This window comes from Psychromarinibacter halotolerans (genome assembly GCF_029168315.1).
Taxonomy (GTDB): Bacteria; Pseudomonadota; Alphaproteobacteria; order Rhodobacterales; family Rhodobacteraceae; genus Psychromarinibacter; species Psychromarinibacter halotolerans.
This window is the reverse complement of sequence record NZ_JARGYD010000011.1, coordinates 53,929-70,189: the sequence shown is the minus strand read 5'-3', so window position 1 is coordinate 70,189 and position 16,261 is coordinate 53,929. Positions and strand designations below refer to the sequence as shown.

The following is a 16,261-nucleotide window of genomic DNA, read 5'->3' as shown; positions in this document are numbered from 1 at the left end:
GGTGGGACAGGGGGCTCTGCCCCCGCCGCGCGCTGCGCGGCTCCCCCGGGATATTTCGGGACAGAAGAAGGATCTGGTTCCGACTGGGAAAGGGAGGTGGTCATGAAGACGATCCGGCTGACAGCGGCGCAGGCGATGGTGAAGTGGCTTTCGGTGCAAGTGACCGAGGCGGTTGAGCCCTCGGGCCGCGACGCGGCAGGGCAGACTGAGGTTTGCCGGTTTATCGAGGGCGTCTGGGCGATCTTCGGGCACGGCAACGTGGCCGGTGTGGGCGAGGCACTGCATCGGTATCGCGACGATCTGCCGACGTGGCGGGGCCAGAACGAGCAGACGATGGCGCACGCGGCGATCGCCTATGCCAAGACGATGCGGCGCAGGCGGGCGCAGGCGGTGACATCGTCGATCGGGCCCGGCTCGACCAACCTGGTGACCGCCGCCGCGCTGGCGCATGTGAACCGGCTGCCGCTTTTGATGATCTGTGGCGATGTCTTCGCGAACCGCCGACCCGATCCGGTGCTGCAGCAAATCGAGGATTTCGACGACGGCACGGTCAGCGCCAACGACTGTTTCCGTCCCGTGGTGCGCTATTTCGACCGGATCACCCGGCCCGAGCATCTGCTGACCTGCCTGCCGCGCGCGCTGGCGGTGATGACCGATCCCGCGAATTGCGGTCCGGTGTGCCTGTCCTTTTGCCAGGACGTGCAGGCCGAGGCTTATGACTATCCCGAAGCCTTTTTCGAGCCGAAGGTCTGGCGCATCCGGCGTCCCGAGCCCGACCCGCGCGAGGTGTCGGACGTGGTCGCCGCGATCAAGGCGGCACAGCGGCCGATGATCGTGTCGGGCGGCGGGGTGCTGTATTCCGGTGCCGAGGCCGCGTTGGCCGCGTTCGCCGCGCGCCACAACATCCCCTTCGCCGAAACGCAGGCGGGCAAGGGGGCGCTGTCCTTCGAGAACCCGCTGAACTTCGGCGCGCCCGGTGTGACCGGGTCGGCCTGCGCCAACGCGCTGGCGGCAGAGGCGGATCTTGTCATCGGCGTCGGCACGCGGTTCCAGGATTTCACGACCGGCTCGTGGACCGTGTTCGGGGGCGAGGGGCGCCGGTTGGTGTCGATCAACCTGCACGGCTATGACGCCACCAAGCACGGCGCGATCCCCTGCGTCGGCGATGCGCGCACGGTGCTGGGGCAGCTGTCGACCGCCTTGGGCGACACGCGGTTCGACTGGCACGACCCCGCGGCGCGCGAGGCGTGGCACGACACCGTGCGGCAGGTCACCGCCGCGCCGAACCATGACGGTCTGCCGTCGGACGCGCAGGTGATCGGCGCGGTGCAGCGGACCGCGGACGAGACCACGGTCGCCATGTGCGCCGCGGGCACCATGCCGGGGGCATTGCATGTCCTGTGGCAGGCGGCGCAGGGCGGCTACCACATGGAATACGGCTATAGCTGCATGGGCTACGAGATCGCGGGCGCGATGGGCATCAAGCTGGCCGCGCCCGACCGCAACGTGGTCTGTTTCGTGGGCGACGGCAGCTATATGATGGCGAACTCGGAGCTGGCGACGGCGGTGATGCGCCGCGTGCCCTTCACCGTCGTTCTGACCGACAACCGCGGCTATGGCTGCATCAACCGGTTGCAGCAGGCCACCGGGGGCGCCGCGTTCAACAACATGTACGCCGACGCCAATGTCGAGGTGCAGCCCGACATCGACTTTGTCGCCCACGCGGGCGCGATGGGGGCCCATTCGGAAAAGGCGACCGGCATCGCCGACCTCGAGGCGAAGATCCTTGCGGCGCGCGGGCGCGACATCCCCAGCGTGATCGTCATCGACACCGAGGCGGAGTCCGGCACCGGCGCCGGGGGGCATTGGTGGGACGTCGCGGTGCCGGAAGTGGGCGACGGTGACAGCTTGGACCGCGCCCGCGCCGACTATGCCGCCAACATCGCCCGGCAGAACCCGCTCAACTGATCCCGCGCCGGGCCGTGCGCCCGCGCGTTCCATGCAGGACCGACCCATGATCCAATTCGGCACCAACCCCATCGCCTGGGCCAACGACGACGACCAAAGCATCGGTGCGGACATCCCGACCGAGCGTATTCTTGACGAGGCAGGCCGCCAGATCGGCTTTGACGGGATCGAGAACGGCCACCGCTGGCCTGACGATCCCGTAGCCTTGAAGCAGCTTTTGGGCGGCTACGGGCTGACGTTCATTTCCGGCTGGTACTCGACCGAGTTGCTGGTGCGGTCGGTCGAGGACGAGATCGCCGCCGTACAGCCGCATCTTGCCAAGCTGAAAGAGAACGGCTGTGCGGTGTGCATCGCGTGCGAGACCTCGAACGCGGTGCATTCCGACCCGGCGGTCGCGGTGAACGACAAGCCGGTGCTGTCGGCGGACGAGATGGCGGCGTTCGGCGCAAAGCTGGAGGCCTTCGCCGCCTACCTCCAGTCGGAGGGCGTGCGGCTGGCCTATCACCACCACATGGGGACCATCGTCGAGACGCCGGACGAGATCGACGCGTTCATGGCGGCGACAGGACCCGCGACGGGGCTGCTGTTCGATGCGGGCCATTGCCGGTTTGGCGGTGGCGATCCCGAGACGGTGCTGGCGCGGCACATAGACCGTGTGGTGCATTTCCATGCCAAGAACGTACGCCCCGACGTGGCGGCGCGGGTGCGCGACGAGAACCTGTCGTTCATCGAGGGCGTCCTGGCCGGGGCCTTCACCGTGCCCGGCGACCAGGAGGGGTGCGTCGAGTTTCGTCCGTTGCTGCAGATCCTTTCGGATGCCGGTTACGACGGCTGGATCGTGATCGAGGCAGAGCAGGACCCCAACGTTCGCAATCCCCTGCTGTACCAGACGCTGGGACTGGCCACCCTGAAACGGCTGGCGCGCGAGACCGGGCTGGTCGCGGGCTGATGCGACCGGACAAGACAGGAAAGGAATTCCGATGCCAGATCTTCTGAAACGCCCGTTCGGGACCCACGGCAAGGTCCATTCGATCACGCCGGAAAGCGCCGGGTGGCGCTATGTCGGGTTCGACCTGTGGCGCCTGCGCGCGGGCGAAACCACGGGCGCAGAGACCGGCGACCGCGAGGTGATCCTTGTCATGGTCGAGGGCAAGGCGACGATGCAGGCGGCCGGGCAGGACTGGGGCGAGTTGGGCGACCGGATGAACGTGTTCGAGAAGACGCCGCCGCATTCCCTGTACGTGCCGAACGGCGAAACGTGGCAGGCGACGGCCACCACCGACTGCGTCATCGCCGTCTGCTCGGCCCCCGGCACCGGCGGCCATCCGGCGCGCCGGATCGGGCCGGACGGGATCGAACTGACCCAGCGCGGCAAGGGCAGCAACACGCGTCATATCAACAACATCGCGATGGAGGCCGAGGATTACTGCGACAGCCTGCTGGTGACCGAGGTGTTCACCCCGGCGGGCCACTGGTCGTCCTATCCCAGCCACCGCCACGACGAGGACGACTATCCCCGGATCACCTATCTGGAAGAGACCTACTATCACCGGCTGAACCCCGCGGACGGATTCGGGATTCAGCGGGTCTATACCGACGACCTGCAGCTGAACGAGACGATGGCGGTGCATGACGGCGATGTGGTCTGCGTTCCGCGCGGCCACCACCCTTGCGGGGCGCCGCACGGGTTCGAGATGTATTATCTCAACGTGATGGCCGGGCCGCTGCGCAAGTGGCGCTTCGTCGCCGCGCCGCAGGTCGAATGGATCATGGAGCGCGACGCGACATAACCGTTGCGCGGGGCGGCGGAGCGACGCCGCCCCTTGATTGATCCGGGATGTTCGGGCAACGGAACGGTCCTATAGGCAGATCGGCGGCCCCCACGGTCTGCCGCGCGCCAGACCGGGAGACACCGTGACATCCGCAATCGCCGACCTTGGCCGTGCCAACCTTGCCGGCAGCTTCTGGATGATCGCCGCGATGGGCGCTTTCGCGGTCGAGGACGCGCTTTTGAAGGTCGCCGCCGTGACCTTGCCGGTGTGGCAGATCCTGATCCTGTTCGGCGCGGGCGGGGCCTGCCTGTTCGCCTGCCTTGCGCTTGTGAACCGCGAGCGGCTGTTCTCGCCCGATGTCCTGTCCCGCCCGATGCGCATCCGCGTCCTGTTCGAGGTCGTCGGGCGGCTGTTCTATGTCCTTGCCATCTCGATGATCCCGCTGTCGGCGGCGACGGTCATCCTGCAGGCGACCCCGCTGGTGGTCGTTGCGGGGGCGGCGTTGCTGTTCGGGGAAACGGTCGGCTGGCGACGGTGGTGCGCGATCGTCGTGGGGCTGGCCGGGGTGGTGATCATCATTCAGCCCGGAACGGACAGCTTTTCCATGCTGTCGGTGCTGGCGGTGATCGGCATGTTCGGCTTTGCGGGCCGCGATCTAGCCAGCCGCGCGGCGCCGAGGACGCTGGGCACGTCGACGCTTGGGGTCTATGGCTTTCTTGCCATCGTGGTCGCGGGTCTTGCCTTCGCGGTATGGGAGGCGCGCCCGATGGTGATACCCGACACCCGCGCCGCGCTGGTGCTGACGGCGGCCGTCGTCGCGGGCGTCGCGGCCTATTCCTTCCTGATGAAGGCGATGCGCACCGGCGAGGTATCGGCGGTGACACCGTTCCGCTATACCCGGCTGCTGTTCGGCGTGGCCTTCGGTATCGCGCTTTTCGGCGAGCGGCCCAGCCTTGCGATGCTGGTCGGATCGGCGCTGATCGTCGCCTCGGGCCTGTTCATCCTGTGGCGCGGCAAGGCGCCCGGGCGGGTCAGCTCGCGTTCTGCAGGGTAATCACTCGGCTGGCCGACAGCTCTCCGGCTTCGGATAGGATCGGCAGCGCCACCGCCGCGACGTGGGCGTTGATCCGCTTCAGGTCGCGCAAGATGTCGAGATGCAGCGAAGTCGAGCCAAGCGTTTCGGGCTGGCCGTTCTGCAGCCGTTCGATGTGCTTTTTCTGGGACCGCTCTTCGATCTGGCGGACATGCACCTTTTCTGCGGTCAGGCGGCGGGCGAGGTTCACGTCGCGGCTAAGGAAAACCGACTGCGCCAGTTCTAGGTTCAGCAGCGTTTTGCGGTACAGCTCGCCGATCTCTTCCTCGCCTGCGGGCGAGAATTTCACCTGCCGCTCGGCCTTCTTGCGCGCCATCTGGGACAGGTCGCGGTCGATGATGTCCCCGATGTGTTCGAGGTTGATCGCGTAGGACAGGATTTCACGCATCCGCGCGGCCTCGGGTTCGTTCAGGTCGGACCGGCCAAGGCGCAGGAAATACTGCTTTACCTCGTACAGCGCGGCGTCGACGCGGTCGTCCAGCCGCCCGATCTCGCGCGGGGCGCCCGGATCGTCGACCAAGAGCGACCGCAGGTTCAGTTCCATCATCGCGGCCACGGTGTCGCCGATGCGCAGGACCTCGCGGGCGGCGCCCCCCAGCGCCAGCGCCGGAGTGTCCAGCGCGGCGTCGTCCAGATGGGACGGTGCGCCGCGCTCGCCCTCGGGGTCGGGCCACAGCCTGCGGGTCAGGCGGTCCAGCGGGCCCAGCAGCGGCAGGAACAGCGCCAGCAGGATGGCGTTGAACGCAAGATGCGCGGCGATGCCAAGGTTGACCCCCGCCGGGACATGGGCCGCCATGACGGGCCCGGCCAGCCCCGCCGTGACCAGCACCAGCAATGACCCGGCGGCGCGCACCGCAAGGTTGCCGCGCGTCAGGCGGCGCGCCTCGGGGCCGTCTGACGTGACGGCAAGGCAGGGCGGGATTGCGCCGCCAAGGTTCGCCCCGGCGACAAGCACCAACAGCAGCGACGGGCTGACGGCGGTGCTGTCGGCCAGCATCGACACGAACAGCACCACGGCAAGGCTGGACGAGGACGCAAAGGCCAGCGCGGCGGCCAGCAGCAGGCCGAAGATCGGGCCCTGCGACAGTGCGGACAGGATCGCGGTCGTCACCTCGGCCTCGCGCAGGGGGCCGGTGGCGGCGCCGAGGAGTTCCAGCGCGAACAGCATAAGACCCAGCCCGATCAGAGCCTTGCCGATGCCGCGCCCCTTGGCCAGTTGGCTGCGGGCATGGGTGATGACCCCGGCCAGCACCAAGGCAGGCGACAGCCAGTGCAGGTCGTTCACGAGGATCGCGGCGGTCAGCGCGGTGCCAAGGTTCGCGCCCAGCAGTACCGCCTGCGCCATGCGCGGCCCGATCAGATCGCGCGAGACGAAGGACCCGGCGATCACCGCCGTCGCGGTCGAGGATTGCACCGCGATGGTCGCCAGCATCCCGGACAGCGCGGCAGTGACGCGGTTGCCGGTGCCTCGGGCGATGCCGTTTCGCAGCGAGGCGCCAAAGCCCGACAGGATGCCCGACTTGACCATCCGCAGCGCCCACAGCAGCAGCGCACCGGCGCCCAGAAGGTCGATCAGCTGGATGGTAGAGGTCATGCGGGGTCTCCATGCGGCGCCGGGCCGGGCAGGGCGGCCACAGCTTTTTCTTGAGCCGTGCGGATCCTGCCTTTAGGGTCCTCGATGAAATTATTTGCAACCGATTGCAAGGGCTGTGCATGAGCGGACCAATTCCACCGCGGGGCGACCGGACGTCCTATGTAAGCGCCAACGAGGTGGCGGAACGCGCCGGGGTGTCCCGGTCCGCCGTGTCGCGCACCTTTTCGGGCGCCGGAAGCGTCGCCCCGGCGACCCGCCGCAAGGTGCTGAAAGCAGCCGAAGAACTTGGGTATCACGCCAACCTTCTGGCGCGCGGGCTGGTCGGTGAACCGTCCAAGATCGTTTGCGTGATCGCGGCGGATGTCGGCCAGCCGTATCATGCCGCGATGATCGACCGGGTGACCCGGCAGATTCAGGATCTGGGCAAGGTCGCGATGATCATCAACACCGGCGGTGACGAGGACAGCGTCAGCCAGGCTTTGCGGCAAAGTTTGCAATACCGTGCAGAGGCCTCGGTCGTGCTCAGCGGGGCGCCTTCTGCCAAGCTGGTGCAAAGCTGTCTTGCCAATGGGCAGCGCGTGGTGCTGGTCAACCGGACCGATGACGCCGAAGGGGTGGAACGGATCTGGATCGACAACCACAAGGCCTGCCGCGAGGCGCTGGCACTGCTGCGTCGGGCGGGCTGCGCGCGGCTGGCGTGCGTGTCCTCGCAGGCGCGGACCCCGTCGATGATGACCCGTGAAACCGCCTTTACCGAAGCCGCGGCCGAGGTCGGCGTCCACATCGACGTCACGCGGATCGGGCCGACCAGCTATGACACCGGGCTCGAGGCGGCGCGCGTCCTGCTGGGCCGCTCGGATCCGCCGGACGGGGTGTTCTGCGTGACCGACCTGCTGGCGTTCGGCTTCATCGACGGGGCGCGCAACATCTTCGGCGTCGAGATCCCGCGCGACCTGTGCGTAATCGGCTTCGACGATGTGCCGCAGGCGCGCTGGTCGGCGTACGAACTGACCACCTTCCGCCAGCCGATGGACGAGATGGTCGCGCGCATCGCCGAGCTGCTGACCTCGGACGCGGGCGGTAGCGAGTCCGCCTTCGACGCCTTGCCGGTGTGGCGGAAGACTGTGCGCATGGGCTAGCACGTTTCGGCCACCGACCTCAGCCGGTCCAGCGCGGCGCGGGCCAAGGCGTTGCCGGTCTTCATTATCCCCAGCGTTTCAAAGAAGACCGCAAGGATTGCCGTGTCGGGTCCGCTGACGGACGCCGGGCTGGCACAGGTTCGAGCAAGGTCGGCATAAAGCGCGCGCCGCTCGGGGGCGACAGCCGCCGCGCCGGCACCGGCCTCGCGCAGGCGATACCAATCCACGAACACATCGGCGAACGCGATGTCGGGCACCTGCACGTCGGAATGGCCGAGGCGTGCGATCACGTCGGACAGCCGTGCGGTCTGGACCATTGGCTGCATCCGCTTCGGCCAGTCTTCCGGCAGACGACGGTTCAGCACGACATCGCGGAAATGCAGATCTAGGAAGTCAGGATAATCGGCGGCCGTCAGCGCGGGGGCCTCGCGCACGGTCCGTTCAGCCTCGGCGGCATATCGGCCGAACCACGCGTCAAATCCGGGTGCGTCGGTCACGGCGCGGTCGCAGATCCGCGCGCCGTCCGCGTCGAGGGTCAGGCATTTCCACCCGGCGGGGAAGGCGACGGTGGACGGGATGGCGACATTCACGACCTCGCCGCCGGGGCTGGATGCCGTGGAATCGACATGCCAATGGCCGCTGAAATGCAGCGGGATGCCGGTTCCGGCAATCGCCGCCGCGACGTCGCTGCGTGGCATCTGGCGGGCGCCCGCGCGCGAGGACGGCAACCGCGCCAGCGCTTCGGTGCAGCCGTGGAAGACATCGGCCACAGGATAGTGCGAGAACGTCACCAGCCGTTTGCCCTGCTTGCGGGCCCGCTGCGCGACGTCGCGCATCCAGTCCAGCAGGTAGGGCTTGTGCCGCACCGTCGCGTTCCAGCCTTCCTTGCTGCAATCGGTGTAACCGCCCGTGCCGTCCGGCAGGTAGACGTTCGCGTCCAGCGACAGAAGCCACAGACCCTCGACCGGCTCAACAAGATAGGACAGGTCGCAGACGAAGGCGCTGTCGCCCCGCGCGGACGAGAACCGGGCCTCGCGGTCGGCAAGGTCCGGCGTGGTGCCGAACGGCGTTTCCCAGTGCAGGTCCGACGGCTGCGGGCGGTAACCGAACGCCTCGGCGTACAGCGTCGCCTCGTCATAGCCGACCATCCTTTGTCCCGGCCACAACCGCGCGCCCGCGCGGCGCGGGATGCTTTGGCCTGCCAGCGCCTCGACGTGGCCGTCGGCATCGACGAAGCTTTTCGCCAGCGGCTTGCCGGTCATCGACCATTGGTCGTGGTTGCCGGGAGTCGCGAAAAAGCGGACGCCGTGCCGCCGGGTATAGTCGGCCAGCAGGTCGGACACCGCCTGCCAGCTTGCGGGCTGGCCGTCGTCGGTCAGGTCACCCACGATGATGCACAGGGTGATCCCTTCGGCCACCAACGCATCCAGCGCGGCGCGGAACGCCGGGCCGCTTTCGTTGAACACGCGCGTTGACGCCATGCTGTCGGCGAAGGACCGCACCAGCGGCGTGTCGTCGGTGGTGCCCGCGTGGACGTCGTGCAGGTGCGGATCGGACAGGACGGCGATACGGGTCATTGCGCGCGGGCTGCCTCGGCCGGTTCGGGGTCGCGATGCGCGATCCGGTCGATCCAGTCCGACGCCGCCTTCGCGGCATTGACCAGCACGGGCTTCGGCGCCTCGAACCACTCGTCCGGGTGCAGTTCGCGCCGGGTGCGCACATGGTCCAGCGCCGCGTCCAGCGTCGGATAGCGGTCCGGCATCTGTTTGTGCAGCAACAGCGCCACCAAGGCGACCGACCGGCTGCGTCCGCCCCGGCAGTTCACCAGCACGTTGCCACGCTCGCGCAGCGGGTACGACGCCCGCTCGGGCAGGATCTGCGACAGCGCGCCCAGCAGTTGATAGTAGCCAGCCAGCATCATCGTCTCGGCGTTGCCGCCGCCGTCGACCAGACCCAGCTTGTAATATCGGTACGCGCCGAACCCGTAGGTCAGTCCGTCGTCGGACATCTCGGGGTCGGGTGAGGTCACAAGGTTCACGTCCAGATTGACGGCGCAGTTCACGACGGTGGTGATGCCGTGCTTTTGCAGCAGATCCGGGTTCGACATGCCCTCGCGCCCGCCGATGTACAGGGCGACGCCGTAGGGCTCTAGCCGCTCTTCGATCAGGCTGATGTCGGGGCGGTCATAGCGGGGGGCCTTCTTCATCGGGCTTGCGTCGTTCATGCGATCATCCTTGCGCGTTCGGTTTCGTTCGACTGCGACGCAAGGCTGATGCCCGTCGCGGCGCTTGTCTCGGCCGCCAGCGAGGGCACGACGGCCAGCACCGCGCCCCCCTGACCCAGCCCGTCTTCGGGCATGGCGCTGACGCGCCCGCCGGCTTCTTCGACCAGCAAAAGCCCCGCAAGGCAGTCCCACGCGTTCATGTGCAGTTCGGCATAGCCATCGGACCGCCCGTCGGCCACGTAGGCCAGCCCAAGCGCACCCGACGAGCAGCGCCGCACGTTCGCGCCGTGATCCAGAAGCCGCGTCAGGACCGACAGGTAGTCCTGCTGCGGACGCCGGTTGTTCCAGCCCAGTTCAAGGCACGCAGCCGAGAAGGCTTGCGTCGAGGCGACCTTGATCGGCGCGCCGTTGCAGGTGGCGCCTTCGCCGCGCCGGGCGAACCACAGTTCGTCCGTCGCGGGCGAGAAGATCGCGCCAAGTTCCGTGACGCCGTTGCGGACATAGGCAATCGAGATGCAGAAATGCGGGATTCCGCGTGCGAAGTTCGCGGTGCCGTCGATCGGATCGACAACCCAGACCGACTGGCCGGTGACGGTGCCGCCGGTCTCTTCGCCCAGAAAGTCGTCGCCGGGCAGCGCCTCGGCCAGCCGGGCCTTCAGGTGCGCCTCGACGGCGGCGTCGGTCTCGGTCAGGAAGTCCTGCGAGCCCTTCATGGTGATCTCTTCGCCATCGCGGCGGCGGAAGCCATTCAGCGCGATCCGTCCGGCGCTTCGGATCAGGGAAAGGCAAATGTCGGCGCGGTCGGCGATCTGCCGGGGCGCGGATGTGTCTGCTTGGCTCATGCAGGAAAGGCTCCGTTCAAGGGCCGGCGCGCGGGCTCGGGCCGGGTGTATTGGGTCGTGTGCGGTGTCATAGGGCGGGGGCCGAGGCGGTAGCGCGGCGGCGGGCGTCGACCGCGTCGGCGACCCGGTCCAGCGTCGGATAGCGGCCGCCGCGCCCCGTCGCGACGTAGCCGGGGCAATGGTGGGCGGGCGTGCCGTCGTGCGTCTTGCCCAGCGTCAGCGGGCGGTAGCTACCCCCGGCGTGTTCAAGGATCAGGATCGCGGCGGTGACGTCCCACGCGTTGACGCCGAAGCCCGCCGCCGCGTCGGCCCAGCCCGCCGCGATGTGGCACAGGCTCAGCGCCGCGCTGCCGGGACGCCGCAGGGTCGAGAATGCCGAAACAAGGTCGCCCAGACCGGCAAGGGCCGCGTCGCGGCCTTCAAGCCGGAAATCGCGCTGAACCGGGTATCCGGTGATCAGCGTGGCCCGGGCTTCGTCACGCGCCTCGGGGCAGCGAAGCGGCGCGCCGTTCAGCCACGCGCCCTTGGTGTCGGCCGAGAACAGGTTGTCCGCCATCGGGTCATATACCGCGCCCGCGACGATCCGGCCGTCGACGACGGCCCCGATCGACACGCACCAGAACGCAAGCCCGGCAGCGAAGTTCGAGGTGCCGTCGATCGGATCGACGAACCACTTCACCGGCCCGTTGCCGATCTCGCCGCCTTCCTCGCCGACGATGGCAGAGGCGGGGACCTGCGCCAGCAGTTGTTCGCGGATCACCGCTTCGGTTCGTTTGTCGTGGACCGTGACCGGGTCGTGCAGGTCGGCCTTGTAGTCCACCGTCATCCCGGACCGGAACACCGGGATCAGCGGCGTCCCGGCGGCGCGCGCGACGGCTTCGGCCACCTCGCGCAGGCGGGCGGGGGACGGAATGGCGGGATCGGTGGATGTCATTCGATCTTGGTCCTTTGAGTTCGGTCGCTCCGGGCCCGGACAGGCCCGAAGCTTGGCCGCTGGGGAGGTCAGCGGCTGTAGTGGATGCGCCAGAAGTCCTGCCAGTCCTGGCGGGTGTCCCAGTCCTCGATCCCGGACTTCGAGTCGTAGGCCAGAAGGTTGTCCCACAGCGCCACGACACCAGAGGGTTCGTCATCCGGCATCGAGATGGTGGTGTTCGTCGGCACCTTGCCGTCGACCATCTGGGGCGCGATGCCCTCTTCGGTCAGAACGAAATGTACGAACAGCTTCGCGGCGTTGGGGCTGTCGGTCCCGGCGGCGATCAGCGCGAGCTTGGAATAGGTCCAGCCGACCCACGGGGTCAGCGTGTCGCAGATCGCCATCGCGTGACCCTTGCCGTCGACATCGCGGAACTTGGCCGAGGACATCAGCCCGATGAACGGGTCTTCCTGCCCCGGCGCGCCGACGGCGGCCGAGGTGGTGTCGTCGCCTTCAGTCACCAGCGGCGCGTTGCCCGCCAAAGCGGCCACCCATGCCTTGGTGGCGGTGTCGAACTCGGTCTCCAGCGGTTGGCCGTAGTGGTCTTCATAGGCGGCCCGGACCGCGTCGTCGTGGTGGCTTTCCATCTGGCTGAACCAGTCGGTGTAGCTGGACTTGGACAGCGGGTCGATCAGGGCGAATTTCTTGGACCACTCGGGATCCGTCAGCGCCCAGATGTTGGTGACGGGGCAGGCGTCGTACACCTCGGTGTTGTAGGCGAAGACGTTGGCGTTCGTCGTCACCGTCAGCGGGTCCTGATAGGTGGCGGGGATCACGTCGGCCATGTCAGGCGGCAGCCAGCTGGTGACGAAGCCCTCGGGCAGCAGCTGCGCCAGCCCGGCGGGCGCGTCGGTGATCATCAGGACGTCGCCCTGCACGTTGTTCGCCTGAAACTCGCGGATCACCATCTCTAGCTGCGCGGTCGCGCTGACCTTCTGGCCGATTGCGTCCAGCCCGTACTTGGCCGCGAAATTCTCGGCCATGGATACGATCTTGCCGGTGCTATCGTAGACGGTCAGCGGCGGCTCGGCGCGGGCGGCCTCGATCAGCGCGTCGAGGTCGAAGTCCTCGGCCATCGCCATCGAGGGCAGGGCCATCGCGGCGGTCAGCGCAAGCAGGATGCCGGACGTCCCGGATCTGTTCATCTGTCTCATTCCTGTTCACCTTCTTGGGAAAGGGCCGGGCGGCGCTGCCGCCCGGCTGACCCGCTTAGCGGACGTAGTTGATGCGCCAGAAATCCTGCCAATCCTGCCGCGTGTCGTAGTCTTCGACGGCGGTGGACAGATTGTAGGTCAGCAGCTGATCCCACGCGTCGCCGATGCCCGACGGTTCGTCGTCAGGCAGGCCGACCTCGGAGTTGGCGGACATCTTGCCGTCCTGTGCCTGCGGCGCGATGCCTTCGGCGGTCATCACGTAATGGATGAACAGCTTGGACGCGTTCGGGCTGTCGCTGCCCGCCGCGATCAGGCCGACACCGGCGTTGGTGAACCCGAGCCACGGCTTGATCCCGTCACACAGACCCAGCTTGAAGTCCGAGTCCGCGTTGTCGCGGTACTTGGCCGAGCTCATCAGCCCCATGAAGCCCTCGGACTGGCCCGGCGCGCCGACGGCCTCGGCGGCGTTGCTGTCAGAGCTGCCCAGCAGCGGCGCGTTCGCGGCCAGCATCGCGACCCACTGTTCGGTCGCGCTTTGGTCGGTGCGGTCCATCGCTTCGCCGAAGTACTCTTCGTAGGCTTCGGCCAGCGCGTCGTCGCCATAGGTCTGCATCTGGTTGAACCAGTCGGTGTAGACCGACTTGTTCAGCGGATCCTGCATCGCCACCTTGCCGCGCCACTCGGGCTGGGTCAGTTCCCAGACGTTGGACACGGGGCAGGTGTCGTACAGCTCGGTGTTGTAGGTCCAGACGTTCGCCATCGTGACCACGACCAGCGGGTCCTGATAGCCGGGTTCGATGACGTCGGTCATGTCTGGCGGCACCCAGCTGACGGCGAAGCCGTTCGGCAGCAGTTCGGCAATTGCCGCCGGCGCGTCCGAGATGATCGACACGTCGCCCTGCACGTTCCCGGCCATCGCCTCGCGCGCCATCATTTCCAGCTGGGCGTGGGCTTTCACCTTCTGGCCGACGGCCTCTAGCCCATACTTCTCGGCGAAAGCCTCGGCCATCGTGGTGATCTTGCCGGTGCTGTCGAACACGGCCAGCGGCGGTTCGGCCTTGGCCGCCTCGATCAGGGCGTCCAGATCGAACTCTTCCGCCTGCGCGCCAGCGGCGACAAGGCAAAGCGCCAATGCGCTGGTGGATCTTTTGATCAGCTTATTCATTTGTGTCTTTCCTCCCTTTGAGTTGTGAGCCCGGCCCGCTCCTCCTGCGGGCCGGACGTGGTTTAGCGGCTGTAGTGAATGCGCCAGAAATCCTGCCAATCCTGCCGGGCGTCGAAGTCCTCGGCGGCGGTGGCCGTGTCGTAGACCATCAGTTCGTCCATGAAGTCGGCGACGCCCGAAACCTCTTCCGGGTTGGCGGGCACGGCGGTGTTGGACGACACCTTGCCGTCGACCGACATCGGCGCGATGCCTTCCTCGGTCAGCAGGTAGTGGACGAAAAGCTTCGCCGCGTTCGGGCTTTCGGTCTTCGTCGACATCATCGCGAGCCCCGGATAGAGCCAGCCGGTGAACGGCTCCATGCCGCCGCAGATGCCCAGAGCGGTTTCCCCGTCAGAGTTCGAGCGGAACTTGGCGGTGGACATGATGCCGAAGAACGGGTCGTCCTGACCCACTGCGCCGACGGCCTCTGCGACCGAGGTGCTGTCGCCCAGCAGGGGGGCGTTCTCGGCGTACATGCGGACCCACTGCCGGGTGGCGCTTTCCTCGGACGTGTCGATGGCTTCACCGAAGTAGGCCTCGTAGGCCGCGGCCATCGCATCGTCGTGGTGGGTTTCAAGCTGGTTGAACCAGTCGGCGTAGTTCGGCTTCACCAGCGGGTCGAGCATCGCGACCTTGCGGTTCCACTCAGGCTCGGTCAGTTCCCAGATGTTCGAGACGGGGCAGGTGTCGTAGACCTCGGTCGAATAGGCCCAGACATGCGGATCGGACACGACGACCAGCGGATCCTGCTGGCCTTCGGCGATACCGGGCGCAAGATCGGCGGGCACCCAGCTTGCGGCGATGCCCTCGGGGATCAGCTGCGCCATGATGGACCCGACGTCCGCCGCGACGCCAAGGTCGCCGACGATGTTGCCCGCTTGGAATTCGCGGATCATCAGGTCGATCTGGTCCGCCTCGTTCACCTTCTTGCCCTCGGCTTCGACGCCATAGAGTTCGCTGAAGGCTTCGGCCGTGCGGACGATCTTGCCGGTCACGGCATAGACCGTGATCGGAGGCTCGGCGCGTGCCGCGTCGATCAGGGCGTCGATGTCGAAATCGGCGTCCTGCGCCTGCGCCGCGCCGCCAAGCGCAAGCCCAAGGCTCAACGCCGCAAGGCGCATCGCTGTCGTGGTAAGGGTGTTCTTGGTCATGTCCTGTTCCTCCCTTTTGGACATCGGTTCAGGCTGCCGCCGCCGCGAGCACTTCGTCCGCGGCAAAGATGCGGTCGCCCTTCAGATCGAAGACGTTCAGCGCGCGGGCCGGGACGCGGAACCACATCCGGTCGCCCTCGTGCACGCTGGGCGCGACGTGTGTGTTCATGAAAATCGTCTGGTCGCCGGTCTCGAGCTCAAGGATCCAGCTGCCGCCGGTGGGCAGGATCGCCGCCACCTTGGCCGGCGCGCCGAAGTCGCCCTCGGCCAGCCCGTCCTTGCCCGACACCAGCGAGATCGCCTCGGGCCGGATGCCGACCGAGCCGATGCCGGAAATCTCCGGGTGGCGCAGCGCAAGGAAGCGTTTCGCGCCCTGCACCAGTTCGCCGGGCTGATCGAACTCCAGAATGTTGATCGGCGGCGAGCCTACGAATTCCGCCACGAAGCGGTTCGCGGGGCGTTCGTAGATGTCGTCGGGCTTGCCCAGCTGTTGCAGGGTGCCCTCGTTCATCACGGCGATGGTGTCGGCAAGGGTCATCGCCTCCCACTGGTCGTGGGTGACGAAGACGATGGTGGTCGAGAACTGGTCGTGGATCCGCTTCAGCTCGGCCCGCATCTCAAGGCGCAGGCGCGCGTCGAGGTTGGACAGGGGTTCGTCCAGAAGCAGGACGTCCGGGTTGACCGCCAGCATCCGTGCCAGCGCGACGCGCTGCTGCTGCCCGCCGGACAGCTGCGACGGGTAGCGGCTGCCGTACTTGCCGATGCCGAGGGCCTCCATCACCTCGGCAGTGCGCTTCTGGCGGTCTGCTTTCGCCACCTTGCGCAGCTTCAGACCGAACTCGACGTTCTGCTCGATCGTCAGGTGCGGCCACAGCGCGTAGCTTTGGAACACCAGCCCCATGCCGCGCTTCTCGGGCGCGATGAAGGTGGCGCGCTCGGGGCAATCGACGACGCGCGGGCCGACGGCCAGCTCCCCGCTCGACAGGTTCTCCAGCCCGGCGATCATCCGCAGCGTGGTGGTCTTGCCGCAGCCCGAGGGGCCGAGCAGGCACAGGAACTCTCCGTCCGCGACCTCGAGATCCAGATGGTGGATCGCCTCGTAGGCCCCATAGCTTTTCTTGACGTTTTTCAGCGTAATTCCCGGCAT

14 protein-coding genes are annotated in these 16,261 nt (G+C 67.4%); 5 read left to right on the top strand and 9 right to left on the bottom strand.

Annotated features, from left to right (window positions below; translation table 11 throughout):
* The first annotated feature begins 102 nt into the window (after positions 1–102).
* From iolD to P1K30_RS20895, 4 genes are all read left to right on the top strand, one after another.
* Positions 103–1,968, top strand: a complete 1,866-nt coding sequence (gene iolD / locus P1K30_RS20910) for a 3D-(3,5/4)-trihydroxycyclohexane-1,2-dione acylhydrolase (decyclizing) (RefSeq protein ID WP_275634729.1) — start codon at positions 103–105, stop codon at positions 1,966–1,968.
* Positions 1,969–1,999: 31 nt separating this feature from the next.
* Entirely contained in the window at positions 2,000–2,917 is a 918-nt protein-coding gene (gene iolE / locus P1K30_RS20905) for a myo-inosose-2 dehydratase (RefSeq protein WP_275634728.1), read from the top strand.
* A gap of 31 nt (positions 2,918–2,948) precedes the next feature.
* Positions 2,949–3,758, top strand: coding sequence for a 5-deoxy-glucuronate isomerase (gene iolB, locus P1K30_RS20900; RefSeq protein WP_275634727.1), 810 nt, complete (start codon positions 2,949–2,951; stop codon positions 3,756–3,758).
* 124 nt (positions 3,759–3,882) lie between these two features.
* Entirely contained in the window at positions 3,883–4,794 is a 912-nt protein-coding gene (locus P1K30_RS20895) for a DMT family transporter (RefSeq protein WP_338052390.1), read from the top strand.
* Here P1K30_RS20895 and P1K30_RS20890 read toward each other — a convergent pair.
* A complete protein-coding gene (locus tag P1K30_RS20890; RefSeq protein ID WP_275634726.1) occupies positions 4,772–6,427 on the bottom strand; it encodes a Na/Pi cotransporter family protein in 1,656 nt (551 codons plus the stop codon). The genes P1K30_RS20895 and P1K30_RS20890 overlap by 23 nt on opposite strands.
* Before the next feature lie 119 nt (positions 6,428–6,546).
* Between P1K30_RS20890 and P1K30_RS20885 the strand changes: the two genes are divergently transcribed.
* Positions 6,547–7,566, top strand: coding sequence for a LacI family DNA-binding transcriptional regulator (locus P1K30_RS20885; RefSeq protein WP_275634725.1), 1,020 nt, complete (start codon positions 6,547–6,549; stop codon positions 7,564–7,566).
* Here P1K30_RS20885 and P1K30_RS20880 read toward each other — a convergent pair.
* From P1K30_RS20880 to P1K30_RS20845, 8 genes are all read right to left on the bottom strand, one after another.
* Positions 7,563–9,143 carry a metallophosphoesterase family protein gene (locus P1K30_RS20880; protein ID WP_275634724.1) on the bottom strand — a complete coding sequence of 527 codons (1,581 nt, stop codon included), beginning with the start codon at positions 9,141–9,143 and terminating at the stop codon, positions 7,563–7,565. The two genes, P1K30_RS20885 and P1K30_RS20880, sit on opposite strands and share 4 nt — an antisense overlap.
* Positions 9,140–9,790, bottom strand: coding sequence for a dual specificity protein phosphatase family protein (locus P1K30_RS20875; RefSeq protein WP_275634723.1), 651 nt, complete (start codon positions 9,788–9,790; stop codon positions 9,140–9,142). The genes P1K30_RS20880 and P1K30_RS20875 overlap by 4 nt, the downstream gene beginning before the upstream one ends.
* The gene (locus P1K30_RS20870; RefSeq protein ID WP_275634722.1) at positions 9,787–10,632 is read right to left on the bottom strand and encodes an inositol monophosphatase family protein; all 846 of its coding nucleotides are present in this window, start codon (positions 10,630–10,632) and stop codon (positions 9,787–9,789) included. The genes P1K30_RS20875 and P1K30_RS20870 overlap by 4 nt, the downstream gene beginning before the upstream one ends.
* A 67-nt stretch (positions 10,633–10,699) precedes the next feature.
* The gene (locus tag P1K30_RS20865) at positions 10,700–11,566 is read right to left on the bottom strand and encodes an inositol monophosphatase family protein (RefSeq protein ID WP_275634721.1); all 867 of its coding nucleotides are present in this window, start codon (positions 11,564–11,566) and stop codon (positions 10,700–10,702) included.
* 68 nt (positions 11,567–11,634) lie between these two features.
* Positions 11,635–12,750: an ABC transporter substrate-binding protein gene (locus P1K30_RS20860; RefSeq protein WP_275634720.1), complete on the bottom strand. Its 1,116-nt coding sequence runs from the start codon at positions 12,748–12,750 to the stop codon at positions 11,635–11,637.
* Positions 12,751–12,814: 64 nt separating this feature from the next.
* The gene (locus P1K30_RS20855) at positions 12,815–13,924 is read right to left on the bottom strand and encodes an ABC transporter substrate-binding protein (protein ID WP_275634719.1); all 1,110 of its coding nucleotides are present in this window, start codon (positions 13,922–13,924) and stop codon (positions 12,815–12,817) included.
* Between the two features lie 62 nt (positions 13,925–13,986).
* On the bottom strand, positions 13,987–15,114 hold the full coding sequence (locus tag P1K30_RS20850; protein WP_275634718.1) for an ABC transporter substrate-binding protein: 1,128 nt from the start codon (positions 15,112–15,114) through the stop codon (positions 13,987–13,989).
* A gap of 28 nt (positions 15,115–15,142) precedes the next feature.
* Positions 15,143–16,261, bottom strand: coding sequence for an ABC transporter ATP-binding protein (locus tag P1K30_RS20845; protein WP_275634717.1), 1,119 nt, complete (start codon positions 16,259–16,261; stop codon positions 15,143–15,145).

What these genes read in the sequence shown, in the direction of transcription:
- iolD (WP_275634729.1), top strand. Translation starts at nt 103, where the DNA reads ATGAAGACGATCCGGCTGACAGCGGCGCAGGCGATGGTGAAGTGGCTT.
- iolE (WP_275634728.1), top strand. Translation starts at nt 2,000, where the DNA reads ATGCAGGACCGACCCATGATCCAATTCGGCACCAACCCCATCGCCTGG.
- iolB (WP_275634727.1), top strand. Translation starts at nt 2,949, where the DNA reads ATGCCAGATCTTCTGAAACGCCCGTTCGGGACCCACGGCAAGGTCCAT.
- P1K30_RS20890 (WP_275634726.1), bottom strand. Translation starts at nt 6,427, where the DNA reads ATGACCTCTACCATCCAGCTGATCGACCTTCTGGGCGCCGGTGCGCTG.
- P1K30_RS20885 (WP_275634725.1), top strand. Translation starts at nt 6,547, where the DNA reads ATGAGCGGACCAATTCCACCGCGGGGCGACCGGACGTCCTATGTAAGC.
- P1K30_RS20880 (WP_275634724.1), bottom strand. Translation starts at nt 9,143, where the DNA reads ATGACCCGTATCGCCGTCCTGTCCGATCCGCACCTGCACGACGTCCAC.
- P1K30_RS20875 (WP_275634723.1), bottom strand. Translation starts at nt 9,790, where the DNA reads ATGAACGACGCAAGCCCGATGAAGAAGGCCCCCCGCTATGACCGCCCC.
- P1K30_RS20870 (WP_275634722.1), bottom strand. Translation starts at nt 10,632, where the DNA reads ATGAGCCAAGCAGACACATCCGCGCCCCGGCAGATCGCCGACCGCGCC.
- P1K30_RS20865 (WP_275634721.1), bottom strand. Translation starts at nt 11,566, where the DNA reads ATGACATCCACCGATCCCGCCATTCCGTCCCCCGCCCGCCTGCGCGAG.
- P1K30_RS20860 (WP_275634720.1), bottom strand. Translation starts at nt 12,750, where the DNA reads ATGAACAGATCCGGGACGTCCGGCATCCTGCTTGCGCTGACCGCCGCG.
- P1K30_RS20855 (WP_275634719.1), bottom strand. Translation starts at nt 13,924, where the DNA reads ATGAATAAGCTGATCAAAAGATCCACCAGCGCATTGGCGCTTTGCCTT.
- P1K30_RS20850 (WP_275634718.1), bottom strand. Translation starts at nt 15,114, where the DNA reads ATGACCAAGAACACCCTTACCACGACAGCGATGCGCCTTGCGGCGTTG.
- P1K30_RS20845 (WP_275634717.1), bottom strand. Translation starts at nt 16,261, where the DNA reads ATGCCGGGAATTACGCTGAAAAACGTCAAGAAAAGCTATGGGGCCTAC.